Below are 17021 nucleotides of genomic sequence, written 5' to 3' on the forward strand. Positions count from 1 at the left end.
ATTATATGGATAAAGGAGGGATTCAATGAATGACAATTTAAAATATGAATTAATTGATGTAGAGGATAAATTAAGTGAAGAACAACTCAAAACTTTATGGGAAGATTTGAGGCAATATAAAACATCTATAATAAATCAATTAGAAAATGAAGGTAGTCTTGAATCTCCACTAGCTATAAAATGGGTTGGAAATCAACATCAAAGCCCATCGTTCAGATCGTTTAATTTTAGACTAAATGATGGAAAAATTGAAGTCAGGATTGCTGATTAATAATTTTAAATAACTAATACGCTCAAACGCTGGGCGTATTTTTTATGTCGAAGCACTCCGTTACAGGGGTGCTTTTCTTTATAAGGAGGGAAGTATGGTAGATCGAAATGATTATGGCGAAAGGTTGGCAGCACTCGAAAACGAATTCAAAAACCACACAGATATGCTTACAAGAATCGATAAAAAAATAGACAAGCAGGACTATGTGCCAAGAAACGAGATTGACGAACGTTTTGAAGCTCAGGGAAAAGACGTACACGGCATTAAAGTTACAAATAGATGGGCATGGGGCATAGCTATATCATCTATGATCGGACTAATTGCCATTGGTCTCACCATATTAAAACTTATATTGGGCTAGGAGGCAAAAAATGCTTAAAAAATCACTTAGAAAAGCGCTCGATAAAATCAATAATGGCTGGGTAAGGTTCGCTGTCTTTATTATTGTCGGCATTAATACAGGAGCGATGTTGTTAGGATATGATCTTCTCCCTTTTGATAATCAGGAGATTGTAAACGGTGCATCCTTTGTCGCAATGATCGTCAGTGAAGTGTGGAATCACTACAAAAACAACGATTACACGCCCGAAGCTAAACATGCAACCAATTATATGGAAGCCATGAAACAAGAACATAAGTCTGCGTAAGACATCCAGTTTGGGAGTCTTTTTAATAAAGAAAGGATGATAAATAATGGTTGAAATCAAACAACAATTAGTCAGTGACACGCCTAACAAATTTGGCAGAAATAATGGACGTACCTACATTACAATCCACACAACTGCTAATACAAATGAGGGTGCAGACGCACAAATGCATGCTGATTTGCAATCTGGTGGTAACAGCCGCGCCGCTAATTGAGACGACCATGAGGCGATCCAATCATTTGAACATGATTTTCAATTGTACCATGCAGGCGATGGTAAAGGTGATGGGAATTTAAATTCTATCGCTGTGGAAATTTGCGTCAATTCGGACGGCAATTTTAATAAGGCACTGGCAAATGCTGCTGAATTGGTCAAGCAAATTATGAATGATGAAAATATACCTAAGTCTCACATCAAACAGCATCATCATTGGTCGGGTGAAAACTGTCCCGGAAAAATACGCGAAAATGGTGAGTGGGATGAATTTCTGCAAATGGTTGATGACAAGAAAGTGGAATCTGCTCCAGACAGAGAAGAAGAAGCACAGACGGTCTCATCTGGTTCTGGCGGACAAGAAATCGTCACATTACCTGCATCGTCTAACTCATGGCGCAGTTATCCAGTAGATGCCGCGTCTACTAAAGGAAATGAAAAAGGGTTCTTAAGGCCTTCCAAGTTTGGCGGTCTACAATATGATGTATTAGGGCATCCGCAGAAAAATGTTGTAACTATAAATACAGATAACTTTGGCAAGGGAAATATATATGTGGCTCCTGATACTGGCGCCACGATCTCGAATGGAAGTAGCAATCAATCAGATAATTCCGGCGGAGATAGTGGCAAAGCTGGTCAACTTAAAATTGTTGGTGTCAACAATGCTGCTATTGTTATGGACAAGCCTAATCGCAACAACAGCAGTAATCTGGGCACGGTTTCTAAAGGCGATACACTACCGCTTAATGGCTCTGTGCGTGGTACTGGAAGCGACACAGGTTATTATGAAGTTAAGTATAAAGGACAACTTGGCTATATTACTGGACAATATGGCAAGCAAGTTTGATTTATATTATAATTACTAATATAGTCTTATTTATTACATTATCACCTATTAGCGTATTACTTTAATAAAAAGAGGGCTTAACGGCCCTCTTTAATTCATTGTTTTTTAAAATCTGATTCGTTAGAGCGTGTTTGCCCACATTGCGTACATACATAGTCGCCAGTTTGCGCCCCTAAGTAATATTCTTTAGTGATGGTGGGGTGTTCGCAAGGTTTATTTCCCCATTCCTTTCGAATTTCTTCAGCTTTTTCCATTTGCATTATAAATCCCCCAAATTTAAACAACTAATATATCTTTCAAAACTTTATTACTTCATATAGTTATTCGACACGTTTCGGGGGAAATCCTGTTACGATTATAAAAAATTGTTTTAAGGAGGGGTTAAACTTTTATTTGTAATGAAGTTATATGCACCATAGAATTTCGTTTGAATATAATTTAAATCGGATCCATTGCTTTCTGCATAACCTAAAACTGCTCTTAGAAGAAAGTCAATTGCAATATCTTTGTCTCTATGTGACAAATTATAATTTCAATAAAATGGTTCTTCAGTATCTAATATTTCTCTACACATTGCCGCTATTCTGTCATGCTTTTCTTGATAATTCATTGAAATCACCTCCTGTTCAAAGGTGTTTCTTTGGGCAGGAGATTATTCATTTTCAATTAAGAGCGGATTAGCCCCTATATTTTAGACATGTAAGGCGAAATTCTCTTGTTTACTCATATTTGCTTTGAATTCATCTGTTTTTCGTCCGCTGACAATGTAACCTTCACTGCGCCTGGGATCAAGGGTAAAGGCTGACGCCCGATCTACCGATCGCCCTTGATCTCATGCTCGTTCCGGCTGCTGTTAACACAGGACGAAAAATCAAGAAAAAATGTTATAGGGTCACCGTTTTCGTCGTTACGCCTGCCTGCATATGCTTACGAAAAAATTCAGCCGGAGGACGATAACCGAGGCTCCCATGAAGACGGACGTTATTATAATTATAAAAGAACTCAGAAACCCTTTCATACGCCGTTTTATAGCTCTCAAAGAGCTCTCGCGAGAGGCAATCGTCCTCCAGGACGCGGTGAAAGGATTCAATATGAGCATTTTTATTGGGCGTTTTGGGCGGAATCCGTTCATGTTCACAGCCCAGGGTTTCGCAAGCTGCCTCAAATGCCTTTGCGACATATTGTGGGCCGTTGTCACTGCGAATAATGGGCTGCGTATCTGCTTCCAACAGATCCCTTTGCCAAAGCGCGTTTTTCAAGGTTCTTACGGCGTCTGTCGCTCGACAGCTCCGCCCCATATGATAGGCAATAATCGAACGATCATAGACATCAAGAAACTCAAGGATAAAAAAGAAACGGTCTTCACCATCGACATAACCATATTTGATATCCGTTTCCCAAAGCTGATTGGATCCTGTGATGATGCGATTTCTAGCAATTCGCCTGGGATAATGGATTTGTTTACGATGCTGGCGGCGTAAAATGCCCAGTTCCTGACACAGCCGATAGATTTTCTTTTTATTAACCACCAATCCGTATTCCCGCCGCAAGGCCGCTGTGAGTTTATGATAGCCATAGTTGTAGCCTGATCCGCTGATCAGCTCCATCAGCCACTCCTGGATTTGCTCATCAGAAATACGTACATGATGGTCATTATAAGAATAGCCTGGCGCCGGACGTCCCTCACTTACTTGTTTTTCTTTCACGGCATAGCGTGTTTGATAATAGTAACTGGAACGGGCCACACCGGCAATTCGTAATACCTTCGCGACGGGATAGCCACGCCCAATCCATTGCTGGGCTACTTCAATTTTTTCAGCAAGTGAGGGTTTTTCTTTTTTACAAGATCCCGCAGGATCGCAATTTCTAGATCCTTATCACCAAGCAGCTGTTTGAGATGATCGTTTTCTTTGGTTAATTCACCAACTTCCTGGTTACTGGCTGCGTCAGCATCAACGCCGGCAAAGCCTCCATCATGGTATTGCTTTTGCCAACGGTGAAGCATGTTAGGTGTGATCTCGTATCGTCTGGCCACAGCTGCTTTATTGCCGACTTCCTCGGCTTCTTGAATAACCTGGACTTTAAATTCATTGGAATAATGTTGGCGTTCCATAACAAGATCCCCTTTCAACTTTAGTGTAACGCTTGTTACCTTAAGTGTCCAAAGTCACTTGGGGGCTTGTATGGTTGGAATGCTGTGCCTTTTCTTCCGAATGGTCATCTGAAGGACTACTTTCTGTCCATGAAAGAGGATATTGAATCAGGAGTATTCGATTTGGAGTTGTTGAACCAGGAACTACAATAATCGACGAATTATCCGAACCTGACATTGTGAATACTTGACATACGGTAAAAGCACTGATCGGTTCTTAAAAATAGAAAATTATTAGTTGACTTATATATATGTTTTAAGATTTGAACTATGTAATACGCGAGTTTGTGTAATGAATACAAACATAATTTCATCCACTTTAATTTAAGGAGTGGATGTGTTAATTTTAGTTTCAGTAATTAATTTTTTGACCAGGGGATAATAGTAAACCCAATGGTATTTTGTATACAAATGATTGAACGTTAGTATATACTAAGTGTATTCAAGAGGGAGGTATTATATGGAAATAATTCAACAAGCTGGAACAATATTGAAACTATTTTTCCAAATTCTCCCTTGGATTCTTAGCATTGCCGGATTACATCAAATACTTTATACAAAATCTCCCAAATATTATTTCACTATAATGAAATTCTTATCAAAAAGAAAAGATACTAAATGGGAGACAACTGTTTCATTTAGAATAAGTCAAAGTGATGACTTTTTTGGGGTCTTTCAATACATTTTGAATCAAAGATTTAATGGATTTCAACGTAAATTTAATCTAAGAAATAAAAAACATTATAGCTTTGGAAATTTTGCGTGTACAGTGTTATATAATATTGAGTTTGAAGAAACAGATCAGATAAGTGTTGAATTGTTATTTGATCCCTTAAATGTTACCTTGAAAAACTCTGAGGAGAGATTAAAGGAATTACGCCACTTATTTACTGATTTGGAGAAGGGACTACAAGTTTATAATAAAAGCTACAATATGAACATTGAGTTCACCTCAATGAACAATCCTTTTTATGGACTGATGATTCAACGATTAGGCCCAGAACATATTGATTACTTTGAATGTGTTTTCCCGATATCCATGATGATGAAAAAACAAAGAAATAAGGATACTCAAAATAATTATAAACTTAGAATATTTAAGGATAAAATAACCGTTACTGAATCCAATTATGATATACTAGAGGAAATTGTTCTTGATTCTTTGTTATTGAGGTGAAAAGATGATTGTAAGCATCAACGTGTACGACAAACAAAACGATGCATATGATGAAGAAAATGAAACAGGAGGAAATAATGATATTGATACAAAGCACCATGAAACTGAAAAGCTTGTTAATGGTTATAATGAAGTTCTAGAAACCTGGATAATGAAAAATGAAATTTCTCCTACAGGATATCAAAATTTTCGGATAATTACTGACGAAGTATATAGTCAAAGGGTTAGAGTCAAAGGAGAAGTCGTTGACGAGGTTATTAAACAAGAACTTCATTTAGCTTATGTGAAGGTTAGAAATGATTTTAGAAATGGTGTTGGAAACTTAATAACTCTTTGTAAAAAAGCCGACTCCCATAGAATAAAAGAGATATTTGAAGACCAGTATGAGTTAAGTTTTGAACCTCATCAGTTTGATGTGTTACAAATTATTGAAGAATCCGCGGACGTCAGAAATGCCAAATTTGACGTCGAAATTGAGACAGTGAGCGGTGTGACAATGAAAGGTACCAGAGTGCATAACACTGAATATTATGCGAATATGTTGCGTTCCGGTCAACTGTCGGCTGTGATTGTGAATTATGACTTACCTGATAAAACAATTACTTTCAGAGTGACTGTAGATGGATCTATACAATTATATAGCAATCTTGGCGATTATGAGATATTAGAACTTATTGAAGACTTATTAAATTTAGAATAATTGTCAGATAAATTTATGAGGATTTTAAAAGACCCATTTCTGTGGGTCTTATTTTTATGTCTAGAGATTTTATTATTTCTCGTATGAGCGAATTTCATAATTCATAGCCCTTGCGGCGCAAGGACTTAAAAACGTAAAAAAGGAAGTACCTCCCCAAATCTTGTATAATGGTAGTTGAACTAAAACATCCATAGAGATTGGAGGAATACTTCCTATGACTATTATACGACAACCAAGCTTATTTAGCATCCAAGAACTTTATGACATGGAACCTACCCAAAAGTATGAGGCGATCATTTCCGCCGTTGATTTGGATGCCATTTATCACGACATGGCTAAAAAATCCCGTTTGGGCGCGCCTGAAGAGCTGAATGTTGCAGCGATGATTATTTCCGTTTTCATTCGGTATGTTGAACGCATCCCAACCATAAAAGACCTGAAAAAACGCTTAGATGATGATATTGCCTTCAAATTGAATTGTGGATTTCTGGTTTCAGACAAGATTCCTTCGGAAGCTTCCTATTCCCGCCTTTTAACCAAGCTGAGCGAGTCAGATGCATTGGAAAAGGCCCAGGAAAAAGTTGTTCTTCAAGCCATTGCCGAAGGCTTTATCGCTGATGATACAGTCGCCATCGATGCGACTCATTTCGAAGCACGTGATCAGGCCCCGCCTAAAGAAGAAAAGGCAAAGCCGGAACCGAAAAAACGCGGCCGTAAATCCAGGGAAGAGCGTGACCAATGGCTCCAGGAACAAGCTGAGAAAGAAGCGAATCTGCCTCTTTATGACAGGAAAATCGAAGCTCAACTGGATGCATCTTTAACAGAACTTCGAGACGGTGTTCCCCGGGATCCCCAATGGGGGATCAAGAAAAACAGCGAAGGCAAAAATACATTCTGGTTTGGCTATAAAGGACATCTGGCTGTCGGCACATCAAGTCAATACATTTTACAGGCCCTTTTCTCATCAGGAAATCTAAATGATGGAAAAGCCGCAATTCCTTTATTGAAGGGGATGAATGAACGCTTGCCTCTTTCAAACTTGCGTTATCAGACGATGGATGCGGGTTATGATTTTGAACCGATTTACACGCAGGTCTATCGAATGGGCCAGCAATCTATCATTGCCTATAATAAACGCAATGAATCGGAACCCATAGGGTTTGATAAATATTTTGCCCCAACATGTTTCCGTGAACATTCGTACCGTTATGAAAGTTACGATGCCAAACATGAAACCCTGAAGTACACAAACCCAAAGGAATGCAAAGACTGCCCTTTAGCCCATGAAGACATATGCCAGAAAGTATTCAAGATGAAAATCACTAAAGACCTCAGGCGATACACAGCCCCGGCACGGGGCTCTAAAGCTTGGAACACCATCTACAAGCGCCGATCAGCCGTTGAACGTGTCAATGCCTATTTAAAGGAATTCTTTCAGCTCAACAATGTTCGCCATCGTTCAGGGAAACGCGCTCAGATCCATTTTGATATCGTTACGTTGATGTATAATGCATCGAAATTAGCCGCAGACCGCATTGATGCCGCGTTAAAGCAGCAGCAGGCTGCTTAGAGGAATTTTAAAAAAATACACATTAGAAATTCTGCAGGTCTTTGCGTTTTTAATAAGAGCAATTATGAAATTGATTCGTATAAAACTGTAACCTCACATCCCAAAATATCCGTTAATCGGACAGCCTGATCTAACCACTTGAAAAGCCAATGTTAGAAATAAGTTAGAAGAACATAAAAATAGCAAGGAGTCCGGAATACCAAACCCCTTGCCATGACTGTCTTAATTAAGATGCGCCCGGGAGGACTTGAACCTCCGACTCCTGGTACCGGAAACCAGTGCTCTATCCAGCTGAGCTACGAGCGCCTATGCATGATCATTTCCTCAAAGCACATGTCACATTATAATATGTGGCTGCGAAATAAACAAGCCCTATTAAAGATTTTATAATAAGACGGTATTTTCTGACGGTTTGGAATCGGGTGTCTGTGAAAGCCACCTTTCCGGTGCGCGACTTGACGATTCACTCGTATTAAGTGATCCATACCCCAATTGTCAGCAATAGGCCGAAAGCCCAGTGATGCCATGCTGCCCATTTCATGCTGCTAAGCTCAGCGGCTCGCGCAGATTTCTGCCGCAGAAGCCAGCGCAAGCGTATGGCAAAGGGAAGGGCGAACAGCACAATCATGGCTGATAAAGGTATGGTGCCGCTAAGAATCAGTCCGGTCACTGTTAAATATACCAGCAGTAAAAGAGCAGTCAGCACATGAACGGCATGTTTATAGCCGATTATGGCAGCAATCGTGCTGCGGAATTCATAGTCTTTGGCGATATCGCGGATATTATTCGTTAAAATCATTGACGCAATCATGAATGCAAATGGAAGCGACGCAAAAAAGATATCAGCATCTAGTCCGCAGCCCTGGACAACATAGCTTAATATCATGATGACAGGGCCAAGAAAAACGAACGCGACTGTTTCGCCGAGGCCGATCGAGGATAATGGGCGTGGTCCGGCTGAATAGAGATAACCGAATAGGATGCTCAGGACGCCTGCAGGAATGATCCAGAATGTACTCTTGACGGCGAGCCACAACCCGATCACAGCAGCAGCGCTTAAAAGTGTTAAAGCTAGATAGAATACGGTTTGATGAGCCGGGCCGTGCGCCTCGGCTGAATCATCAGTCCATTTTTGTCCGTCCTGTCCGTGCAGAAAGTCGTAATAATCATTGAACAGGTTGGCAGCAGATTGCACAAGTAATGAGGCGACAAGCATTGCCAGAAAGACAGTGAATTGAACTTTCCCTTGAGCGGCCGCCATACCGGTTCCTGTTAAAACCGGCGTAATGGTTCCCGTTAGCGTCATCGGCCGGAATAATTGAATCCACGAATCCCGGTAGAAATAGGTTTCCCGGCGATACACGACAGCAGACTGTGCCATACCAGCTCAGCTCCTCGTTTAGAATAAAACCATAAGAACAACCAGCGCTGCAAAACCGACCCCCTCTGCTGATTCCAGCAGGACAACGGCGGCTAAAGCTTTTGTTAGAGGTTTTGTGTTGCCGGCATCCGCCTGTTTCCATAATGTAACCTTTGAAAAAAGTCTTGCGGATTGTCTGAAGCCAACCACAGTCCCCCATAATAATGTCACAATACCGATAACGAGTGCCGTTATCCAGATTAGGCCATATCGTGTCGTGATCATATCTTGCCATTGGCTGATAGGTCCAAAAACTGTGCCAAGCAATACACCGGTTATAACGACACCACCGCCTGCAGCTGTTAAAAACTTATGTGACCATTGCATGAGTGCCTGCAGAAAGGTTCGCTGCTGGACAAAAGCCATTTTTCTGAAGGCAGGAAAAACACCCCAGCCTATAAACAGCACACCTCCGGCCCAGATAATGGCAAGCAGAATATGGAGTACTAATAAGACTTCCCGAAAATCCATTAGCACGACAGATCACCTGCTTTGTTTGATTTAATTTCATTATATACCCCGGGGGCATTTTGAGGTGTGATTCATATCACGTTAAAGCATACAATTCAATTAAATGACATGTTTATGCCATTCAGCCTGATGCGTGCCTTTTCGCAAATTTTATGGCAAAATAGAAAATGACGGGAAAAACATGGGGGATTTATCATGGAGCCGAAACTGGTGCAGGAACAGACGTTACAGATGAAAATGAATCAATCATTGATTCAATCGCTTCACCTGCTGCAGTATACAGGCATAGAAATTGTGGAATACATTCAGGAATTGGCTAAAGAGAACCCGCTGATTGAAACTGTCAATGTGGATGATGATATCAGCATCTTTAAAACGGCTGATATGAACGATACATCAATAGGCGACATGAACCAGGCTGAATGGACGATGTACGAACAGCTGAAAAGCCAGCTGTATGCCGTCCAGATTCCGGATAATTTACGCGAGGCGGTTATCTTCGGAATTGACTCGCTGAATGAAGATGGTTACCTGGATATGACGCTGGAAGCCTGGGCTCATGCATGTCAAATAACAATTGATATGACGAAACAAGCACTAAAGCTAATTCAAAAGCTTGAACCTGCGGGGATTGGAGCGCGGAGTCTCCAGGAGTGCATTCAGCTGCAATTGCCAGATAAGAAAGCGCTTTTAGAAGAATTGCTGTCTGATCATCTGGACTGGGTGGCAGAGGAAGACACAGCTGCCATCGCTGACTGTTTTAATATGCTGGAAGATACAGCTGCCGATCTGTTAAACCAAATTCAGTCGTGCCATCCTAAGCCGGGTCATCTTTTAGCGGCAGCGGATACAGCTTACATTATTCCGGAAGCTTATATTTATAAGGAAAACGGGGAATGGACCATATCGTTTTATAAATGGCATGCCCCGACGATTAATATTGATGAATCTTACCAGCATCTTCAAGTTGATGATAAAGCAGCACAGGATTATCTGAAGGAAAAATATAAACAAGTCAATTGGCTGCAGCAAGCGGTCGCATTCCGCGGCAATACAGTGGAGCAGATCATTGAAAAGATCGTCGAAAAACAGCGTTTGTATTTTGAACATGGTAATTTTATGCTGCAGCCTTTAACATTGAAGGATCTTGCTGCGGCGTTAAATATGCATCCATCGACTGTCAGCCGTGCCGTATCTAATAAATATATACAGACCAGACGAGGTGTTATGCCGCTTAAATTCTTTCTGCAATCGGGCGTTAAGCAGCAAAATGGAGAGCAAACCGCTTCATCAGTCATTAAACAGCTTATTGCTGAATTAATTAAACAGGAAGATAAGCTGCAGCCTTTGTCAGACCAGGCTATTGCAGACCGCCTGCAGCAGGAATTTGGGATTACAGCAGCACGGCGGACTGTGATGAAGTACCGCAAGCATTTGGGAATGGTATCATCAGCTAAACGAAAGTAACGGAGGGGGATCATGCCAACCATTACGATTTATCTAAAAGACAACTGTCCATTATGTGATGAGGCGCTTTCTATACTGAATTTATTGCGTTCAGATTATTCGTTTGAGGTTGAAAAGTGGGATATTGAAACGAATGATGACTGGCTGGAACGCTATCAGCTGCAGATTCCCGTCGTCATCATTAACGGCGCCGCTTTTAATGGCAGCCAAATCAGTTATGAAGCACTGGAAAGGGCGCTGTCAGCATTTGAAGCAAAATGATTTATTTAAAAGTAAACATATGTTATATTTAAAGGGAAAAATAAATTGTTCATATTTTTTTGACCCACGCGGGACACACTATAAATGACTGGGACAAAAAATGACCACCGGAGGAACTCTTGGATGCGTGAACTGATTGATTCGCTCAAAAAATTATCCCCTGATTTGCTGGAAATAATGCAGCAGCGCTACATACTTATGGAAAATGTAGAACTTCTGCAGCCGATCGGGAGGCGGGCTCTGGCAGCTAATACAAATCTGACCGAGCGGCACGTCCGCGGTGAGATTGATACATTGGCCGGGCAAGGGTTGATCGATGCGTCTCCAAAAGGTATGCAACTGACAAAAGAGGGGAAATTAGTTATTGAGCAACTGGCTTCGTTTATGCATGACTTAATGGGTTTAAATGTTTTAGAAAGCCGGTTGAAGGAAAGATTACAACTGAACAGCGTTATAATTGTTCCCGGCAATAGTGATGAGCATGAATGGGTAAAAGAAGAAATGGGCAAAGCATGTGTGACGTTCTTAGAAGAACATATGTTATCTGAAAAGACAATAGCTGTTACAGGCGGCACGACCATGACCGCGGTCGCAGAAATGATGAGACCTTCAGAAAATACAGCTGAATGTCTGTTTGTTCCAGCACGGGGAGGTCTCGGCGAACAAGAGGAAAACCAGGCAAATAAAATTGCTGCCCGTATGGCCAGACAGGCTAAAGGAAGCTACAGACAGCTCTATGTGCCTGATCCGCTCAGTGAATCGTCCTATCAGACAATGATTCACGAACCAGCTGTCATGGATGTCTTACAGCTTATCCAGCATGCATCTGTTGTTCTGCACGGGATTGGTGATGCTCTCACCATGGCCGAGCGGCGTAAAACGTCACCTGAGGTCATTGGCAAATTAAAACAGGAAAAGGCTGTCAGTGAAGCATTCGGTTATTATTTCGATGCCGCTGGAGAAGTTGTTCACAAGGTGCGTACAATTGGTCTTCACCTTGAGGATTTAACAGCCAGCAGACAGAGTGTTGTCGCTGTAGCTGGCGGAGCGTCTAAAGCGCAGGCGATCCAATCGTTTTTTAAACAGGGCGGCAGTGATCTTTTAATAACGGATGAAGCAGCAGCGGAAGCGATTTTAAGGGAGGATTCCTCTCTTTAAAATAAATTAGATTTAAGCATCAATTTAGGAGGAATTGCACATGGCACTAAAACTTGGTATTAACGGATTTGGCCGTATTGGACGCAACGTTTTCCGTCAGGCATTGAAAAATGATGCTGTTGACGTTGTTGCGATTAATGATCTGACTGATGCTAATATGCTCGCACACTTGCTGCAGTATGATTCCGTCCATGGTACTTTGGATGAAGAAGTGACTGTTAACGGAAACAACATTGTTGTTGGCGGCAAAGAAATTAAAGTGCTCTCGGAAAAAGATCCAGCTGACTTGGGCTGGGGTTCTCTCGGTGTCGAGATTGTTATTGAATCAACCGGCCGTTTCACGCAGCGTGATGATGCTCAGAAGCACATTGATGCAGGCGCGAAAAAAGTTCTGATTTCTGCACCAGCCAAGCAGGAAGACCTGACGATGGTCCTGGGTGTTAACGAATCGGATTACGATCCTGCTAAACATGATATTGTCTCGAACGCTTCATGTACGACAAACTGCATTGCACCGCTTGCTAAAGTGCTGAATGATAATTTCGGCATCCAGCGCGGTCTGATGACGACGGTTCACTCCTATACGAATGATCAGCAGATTCTTGATCTGCCGCATAAAGACTATCGTCGTGCACGTGCTGCAGCGCAAAACTCCATTCCGACTTCCACCGGCGCAGCGAAAGTTGTCGGCAAAGTTATCCCTGAGCTGGATGGCAAGCTGGATGGCATGGCTGTTCGTGTTCCAACATCTGACGGTTCATTGACGGACTTTGTGGCAGAACTTGATCAGGATGTCACCGAAGAACAAGTCAACAAAGCTTTCAAAGAAGCTTCTGAGGGTGAACTGAAAGGTATCGTCGGTTACACGGAAGCACCGCTTGTTTCCAGTGACATTGTAGGAACGACGTATTCATCATACTTTGATTCCCAGTTGACCATGACGATGGAAAATAATATGGTGAAAGTTATTTCGTGGTATGACAACGAAATGGCTTATTCAGCAAGATGTATTGATTTAGCTGTTTATATGAGCAAACAAGGTTTATAATAGAGAAAGGAGGAGGCTCGTCCTCCTCCTTTTTTCAGTTAACTCTTTGAAAACCAGTTGAACGGCGAATACAGGAGAAACTGACTCATGTGAATCGCAAGTCAAATACATATGTGGAAGGAGGTTGTATCATATGAATAAAAAAACGCTGCATGATTTGGATGTGGAAGGCAAGAAAGTATTTTGCCGTGTGGATTTTAATGTGCCTATGCAAGACGGCGAAGTGACGGATGATACACGCATCAAAGCTGCATTGCCGACGATCACTCATCTAATAGAACATGGCGCCACTGTTATTCTGGCCAGTCATCTCGGCCGGCCAAAAGGTGAGGCTTCTGATGACCTGAGACTTGACCCTGTTGCTGAACGCTTGAGTGAATTGCTTGGCAGAAATGTGATTAAAACGGATGACGTTTACGGGAATGAAGTGGATGAAGCTGTGAGTCAAGCCGGTCCTGGCGATGTCATTTTGCTGGAAAACGTTCGATTTGAACCGGGCGAAGAGGAAAATGACGCATCGCTTGTACAGGCGTTTGTCAATATGGCCGATTTGTATGTTAACGATGCCTTTGGTGCGGCTCACAGGGCTCATGCGTCCACAACAGGGGTCGCCGAAAAGTTGCCTGCTGCGGCTGGGTTTCTTATGGAAAAGGAAATTGAAGTGCTTGGTAAAGCATTGGCCAATCCTGAGAGGCCTTTCACAGCGATCATTGGCGGGGCCAAAGTTAAAGATAAAATTAATGTGATTGATAATTTGCTTGATAAAGTTGATAACCTGATTATTGGCGGTGGACTTGCTTATACATTTGTTAAAGCACAAGGCTTCGAAATCGGTAATTCATTGCTGGAAGAAGATAAGCTGGATCTTGCCAGACAATTCATGCAAAAAGCAGAGGATAAGAATGTCCGCTTTGTCATGCCGCAGGATGTCGTTGTCGCTGATGACTTGTCGGAGTCTGCTGACACAAAGATTGTTGATATCACAGCCATTCCAGATAATTGGGAAGCACTGGACATCGGTCCGAAAACCCGTGAAACATATGAGGCTATAGTCAAAGAATCGAAGCTGGTTATTTGGAATGGCCCAATGGGCGTGTTTGAGTATGCGCCATTTGCGGGCGGTACCCGGGCTGTCGCTGAAAGCCTTGCTCACACTGAAGGTTATACGATTATCGGCGGCGGCGATTCAGCAGCCGCTGTGGAATCATTCGGGTTTGCCGGCGATATGGATCACGTATCCACAGGTGGCGGAGCATCCCTGGAATTTATGGAAGGTCAAGTTCTTCCTGGTGTTCAGGCGCTTGACGATCAATCATGATTAAGAGGTGATACAATGCGCAATCAAGTAATTGCCGGAAATTGGAAAATGAATAAAGTCTTGTCAGAAGCTGAACAATTTGCTGATGGTGTGACAGGTCAGCTTCCGGATGCCGATGACGTAGAAGCTGTAGTGTGCGCGCCATTTCCATTTTTGCCAGCACTGGTCGAAAAAGCGAAGGGCAGCCATCTGAAGATTGGTGCTCAAAACATGCATTTTGAAGATAGTGGTGCGTTCACGGGGGAAGTCAGCCCGGCTATGCTGCAAGATCTTGGCATTACACATGTTGTAATCGGCCATTCGGAACGGCGTGAACACTTTGCGGAAACAGATGAAACGGTCAATAAAAAAGTGCATGCCGCTTTCGATCATGACCTAACACCTATTGTGTGTGTCGGGGAAACCCTTGAACAGCGTGAAGCTGATCAGACGACGAAACATATTGAACAGCAGATCAGGACAGGACTGCAGGGTTTAAGTGACGATCAGGTGGCCACCACCATTATTGCCTATGAGCCAATTTGGGCCATCGGAACAGGCAAGACTGCATCAAGTCAGGAAGCCAATGAGGTTTGCACCCACATCCGCGATATTGTTAAAGACGAGACGTCAGAAAATGTTGCTGAACAGGTTGTGATTCAATATGGGGGCAGTGTTAAAACGGCTAATATTGACGAGCTTTTGAGCCAGTCAGATATCGACGGCGCGCTTGTTGGTGGTGCCAGTCTGGATCCGGCATCTTTCTGTCAGCTTGTTGAGGCAGGCGTAAACAGGTAACAGTTTTCGCAGCACCGATTATCAATGAAAGCAGCGGACGTGGATGGACACGTTTGCTATAAAAACTAAAGGAGTGGTTCGATGCCCTACATTACAGATATCTATGCCCGTGAGGTTCTTGATTCCCGCGGCAATCCAACAGTAGAAGTGGAAGTCTTTACGGAGTCTGGTGCGTTTGGAGCTGCATTAGTGCCGAGCGGCGCTTCCACAGGTGTCTATGAAGCGGTGGAGCTGCGTGATGGTGATAAAAATCGCTACCTTGGCAAGGGTGTCGAGAAGGCAGTTGAAAATGTGAATGATGTCATTGCCCCTGAGTTGATTGGCGTTGATGTCACGCGTCAGAATATTATTGATCAGATGATGCGCGAGCTTGATGACACCGATAATAAAGGCAGTCTAGGTGCGAATGCCATCCTTGGTGTCTCGATCGCAGTTGCCCATGCGGCATCCAGTTATCTTGAATTGCCGCTGTATAATTATCTCGGCGGATTTAATGCAAAAACCTTGCCAACCCCAATGATGAACATACTAAACGGCGGTGAACACGCTGATAACAACGTTGATATTCAGGAATTTATGATTATGCCTGTTGCAGCACCGACGTTTAAAGAGGCACTGCGGACAGGGGCAGAGATCTTTCATGCCCTGAAGAAGGTTCTTTCTTCCAAAGGATATAACACCGGTGTCGGTGATGAAGGCGGTTTTGCACCGAATCTTGGATCAAATGAAGAAGCCCTGGGTACGATTGTCGAGGCTATTGAAGCAGCCGGCTATAAACCAGGTGACGAGGTTAAACTGGCGATGGACGTCGCTTCCTCAGAAATCTATGAGGACGGGAAATATCATCTTAAAAGTGAAGATGTCAGCCGCACAGCTGACGAAATGATTGACTGGTTCGTTGACCTGGTTGAGAAGTTCCCGATTATGTCAATCGAAGACGGTCTGGACCAGGATGACTGGGAAGGCCATAGACGTTTGACAGAACGCCTGGGTGATAAAGTTCAGCTCGTCGGTGATGATTTGTTTGTGACGAATACAGCCAAGCTTTCCTATGGGATTGAACAAGGCGTTGGCAACTCCATACTTGTTAAAGTCAATCAGATTGGAACGCTTACAGAGACATTTGATGCAATTGAAATGGCGAAGCGTGCTGGTTATACAGCGATTGTTTCCCATCGCTCCGGCGAAACGGAGGATGCTACAATTGCTGATATCGCGGTTGCCACGAACGCTGGACAAATTAAAACCGGTGCTCCGTCGCGGACAGACCGTGTAGCCAAATATAATCAGCTGCTGCGGATTGAAGATGAGCTGTCAGGCTTGGGTGAGTTTGCCGGCTTGGATGCTTTTTATAACCTACAAAAATAATCGCTGATCCAAAAGAGGCGGATAATGTCCGTCTCTTTTTTTATACAGTCTTTTTTGTTATAGAAAAATATTAAAATGGTTAACCGATTTCATATCATGTCGAAACATGATATAATGTCGAAATGTGCGATAGTATAAACTTGTTTGTTTCACAGC

Annotated in this window: 20 protein-coding genes and 1 tRNA gene; 15 read left to right on the forward strand and 6 right to left on the reverse strand. The window is 42.6% G+C overall.

The genetic code is table 11. The features are described from left to right. The first annotated feature begins 25 nt into the window (after positions 1-25). The 5 genes from ACZ444_RS05585 to ACZ444_RS05605 all read left to right on the forward strand — a co-directional run bounded on the left by ACZ444_RS05585 (position 26) and on the right by ACZ444_RS05605 (position 1978). On the forward strand, positions 26-271 hold the full coding sequence (locus ACZ444_RS05585; RefSeq protein WP_382358836.1) for a hypothetical protein: 246 nt from the start codon (positions 26-28) through the stop codon (positions 269-271). A 94-nt stretch (positions 272-365) separates the two neighbouring features. Further along, the gene (locus tag ACZ444_RS05590; RefSeq protein ID WP_382358835.1) at positions 366-632 is read left to right on the forward strand and encodes a hypothetical protein; all 267 of its coding nucleotides are present in this window, start codon (positions 366-368) and stop codon (positions 630-632) included. 10 nt (positions 633-642) lie between these two features. Further along, complete coding sequence (locus ACZ444_RS05595; protein ID WP_382358834.1) at positions 643-918, forward strand: phage holin; 276 nt, start codon at positions 643-645, stop codon at positions 916-918. 46 nt (positions 919-964) lie between these two features. Further along, a complete protein-coding gene (locus ACZ444_RS05600) occupies positions 965-1132 on the forward strand; it encodes a hypothetical protein (RefSeq protein ID WP_382358833.1) in 168 nt (55 codons plus the stop codon). A gap of 42 nt (positions 1133-1174) precedes the next feature. Continuing rightward, the gene (locus ACZ444_RS05605) at positions 1175-1978 is read left to right on the forward strand and encodes a peptidoglycan recognition protein family protein (protein ID WP_464433664.1); all 804 of its coding nucleotides are present in this window, start codon (positions 1175-1177) and stop codon (positions 1976-1978) included. Between the two features lie 95 nt (positions 1979-2073). Here the strand turns inward: ACZ444_RS05605 and ACZ444_RS05610 are convergent, their stop codons facing one another. From ACZ444_RS05610 to ACZ444_RS05620, 3 genes are all read right to left on the reverse strand, one after another. Next, positions 2074-2238, reverse strand: a complete 165-nt coding sequence (locus ACZ444_RS05610) for a hypothetical protein (RefSeq protein WP_382358832.1) — start codon at positions 2236-2238, stop codon at positions 2074-2076. A gap of 624 nt (positions 2239-2862) precedes the next feature. Continuing rightward, entirely contained in the window at positions 2863-3789 is a 927-nt protein-coding gene (locus tag ACZ444_RS05615) for an IS3 family transposase (RefSeq protein ID WP_464433820.1), read from the reverse strand. Continuing rightward, positions 3780-4091: a transposase gene (locus ACZ444_RS05620; RefSeq protein ID WP_382360195.1), complete on the reverse strand. Its 312-nt coding sequence runs from the start codon at positions 4089-4091 to the stop codon at positions 3780-3782. The genes ACZ444_RS05615 and ACZ444_RS05620 overlap by 10 nt, the downstream gene beginning before the upstream one ends. Before the next feature lie 499 nt (positions 4092-4590). Here ACZ444_RS05620 and ACZ444_RS05625 point away from each other — a divergent pair, with 499 nt between their 5' ends. The 3 genes from ACZ444_RS05625 to ACZ444_RS05635 all read left to right on the forward strand — a co-directional run bounded on the left by ACZ444_RS05625 (position 4591) and on the right by ACZ444_RS05635 (position 7577). After that, positions 4591-5307, forward strand: a complete 717-nt coding sequence (locus ACZ444_RS05625; protein WP_464433666.1) for a hypothetical protein — start codon at positions 4591-4593, stop codon at positions 5305-5307. Between the two features lie 22 nt (positions 5308-5329). After that, entirely contained in the window at positions 5330-6007 is a 678-nt protein-coding gene (locus ACZ444_RS05630) for a hypothetical protein (protein WP_464433669.1), read from the forward strand. A gap of 214 nt (positions 6008-6221) precedes the next feature. After that, positions 6222-7577: an IS1182 family transposase gene (locus ACZ444_RS05635; protein WP_464433229.1), complete on the forward strand. Its 1356-nt coding sequence runs from the start codon at positions 6222-6224 to the stop codon at positions 7575-7577. A 232-nt stretch (positions 7578-7809) separates the two neighbouring features. On the opposite strand, the gene ACZ444_RS05640 is transcribed toward ACZ444_RS05635, so the two are convergent. The 3 genes from ACZ444_RS05640 to ACZ444_RS05650 form a co-directional block, all read right to left on the reverse strand. Continuing rightward, positions 7810-7883 (reverse strand) — tRNA-Arg (locus ACZ444_RS05640). A gap of 166 nt (positions 7884-8049) precedes the next feature. After that, positions 8050-8958, reverse strand: coding sequence for a prenyltransferase (locus tag ACZ444_RS05645; protein ID WP_382357637.1), 909 nt, complete (start codon positions 8956-8958; stop codon positions 8050-8052). An 18-nt stretch (positions 8959-8976) separates the two neighbouring features. Then, complete coding sequence (locus tag ACZ444_RS05650) at positions 8977-9468, reverse strand: hypothetical protein (RefSeq protein WP_382357640.1); 492 nt, start codon at positions 9466-9468, stop codon at positions 8977-8979. A 195-nt stretch (positions 9469-9663) separates the two neighbouring features. Between ACZ444_RS05650 and rpoN the strand changes: the two genes are divergently transcribed. The 7 genes from rpoN to eno all read left to right on the forward strand — a co-directional run bounded on the left by rpoN (position 9664) and on the right by eno (position 16865). Continuing rightward, the gene (rpoN, locus tag ACZ444_RS05655; protein ID WP_382357636.1) at positions 9664-10935 is read left to right on the forward strand and encodes an RNA polymerase factor sigma-54; all 1272 of its coding nucleotides are present in this window, start codon (positions 9664-9666) and stop codon (positions 10933-10935) included. A 12-nt stretch (positions 10936-10947) separates the two neighbouring features. Next, complete coding sequence (locus ACZ444_RS05660) at positions 10948-11196, forward strand: glutaredoxin family protein (protein ID WP_382357635.1); 249 nt, start codon at positions 10948-10950, stop codon at positions 11194-11196. Positions 11197-11319: 123 nt separating this feature from the next. Next, a complete protein-coding gene (locus tag ACZ444_RS05665) occupies positions 11320-12354 on the forward strand; it encodes a sugar-binding transcriptional regulator (protein WP_382357634.1) in 1035 nt (344 codons plus the stop codon). 40 nt (positions 12355-12394) lie between these two features. Then, on the forward strand, positions 12395-13402 hold the full coding sequence (gene gap, locus ACZ444_RS05670) for a type I glyceraldehyde-3-phosphate dehydrogenase (RefSeq protein WP_382357633.1): 1008 nt from the start codon (positions 12395-12397) through the stop codon (positions 13400-13402). A 133-nt stretch (positions 13403-13535) separates the two neighbouring features. Beyond that, positions 13536-14720 carry a phosphoglycerate kinase gene (locus ACZ444_RS05675; RefSeq protein ID WP_382357632.1) on the forward strand — a complete coding sequence of 395 codons (1185 nt, stop codon included), beginning with the start codon at positions 13536-13538 and terminating at the stop codon, positions 14718-14720. Between the two features lie 15 nt (positions 14721-14735). Continuing rightward, positions 14736-15497 (forward strand): triose-phosphate isomerase, encoded by a 762-nt coding sequence (tpiA, locus tag ACZ444_RS05680; protein WP_382357631.1) that lies wholly within the window; start codon positions 14736-14738, stop codon positions 15495-15497. Positions 15498-15578: 81 nt separating this feature from the next. After that, a complete protein-coding gene (eno, locus tag ACZ444_RS05685) occupies positions 15579-16865 on the forward strand; it encodes a phosphopyruvate hydratase (protein WP_382357630.1) in 1287 nt (428 codons plus the stop codon). The last annotated feature ends 156 nt before the right edge of the window (positions 16866-17021 follow it).

Source organism: Lentibacillus kimchii (assembly GCF_055381965.1).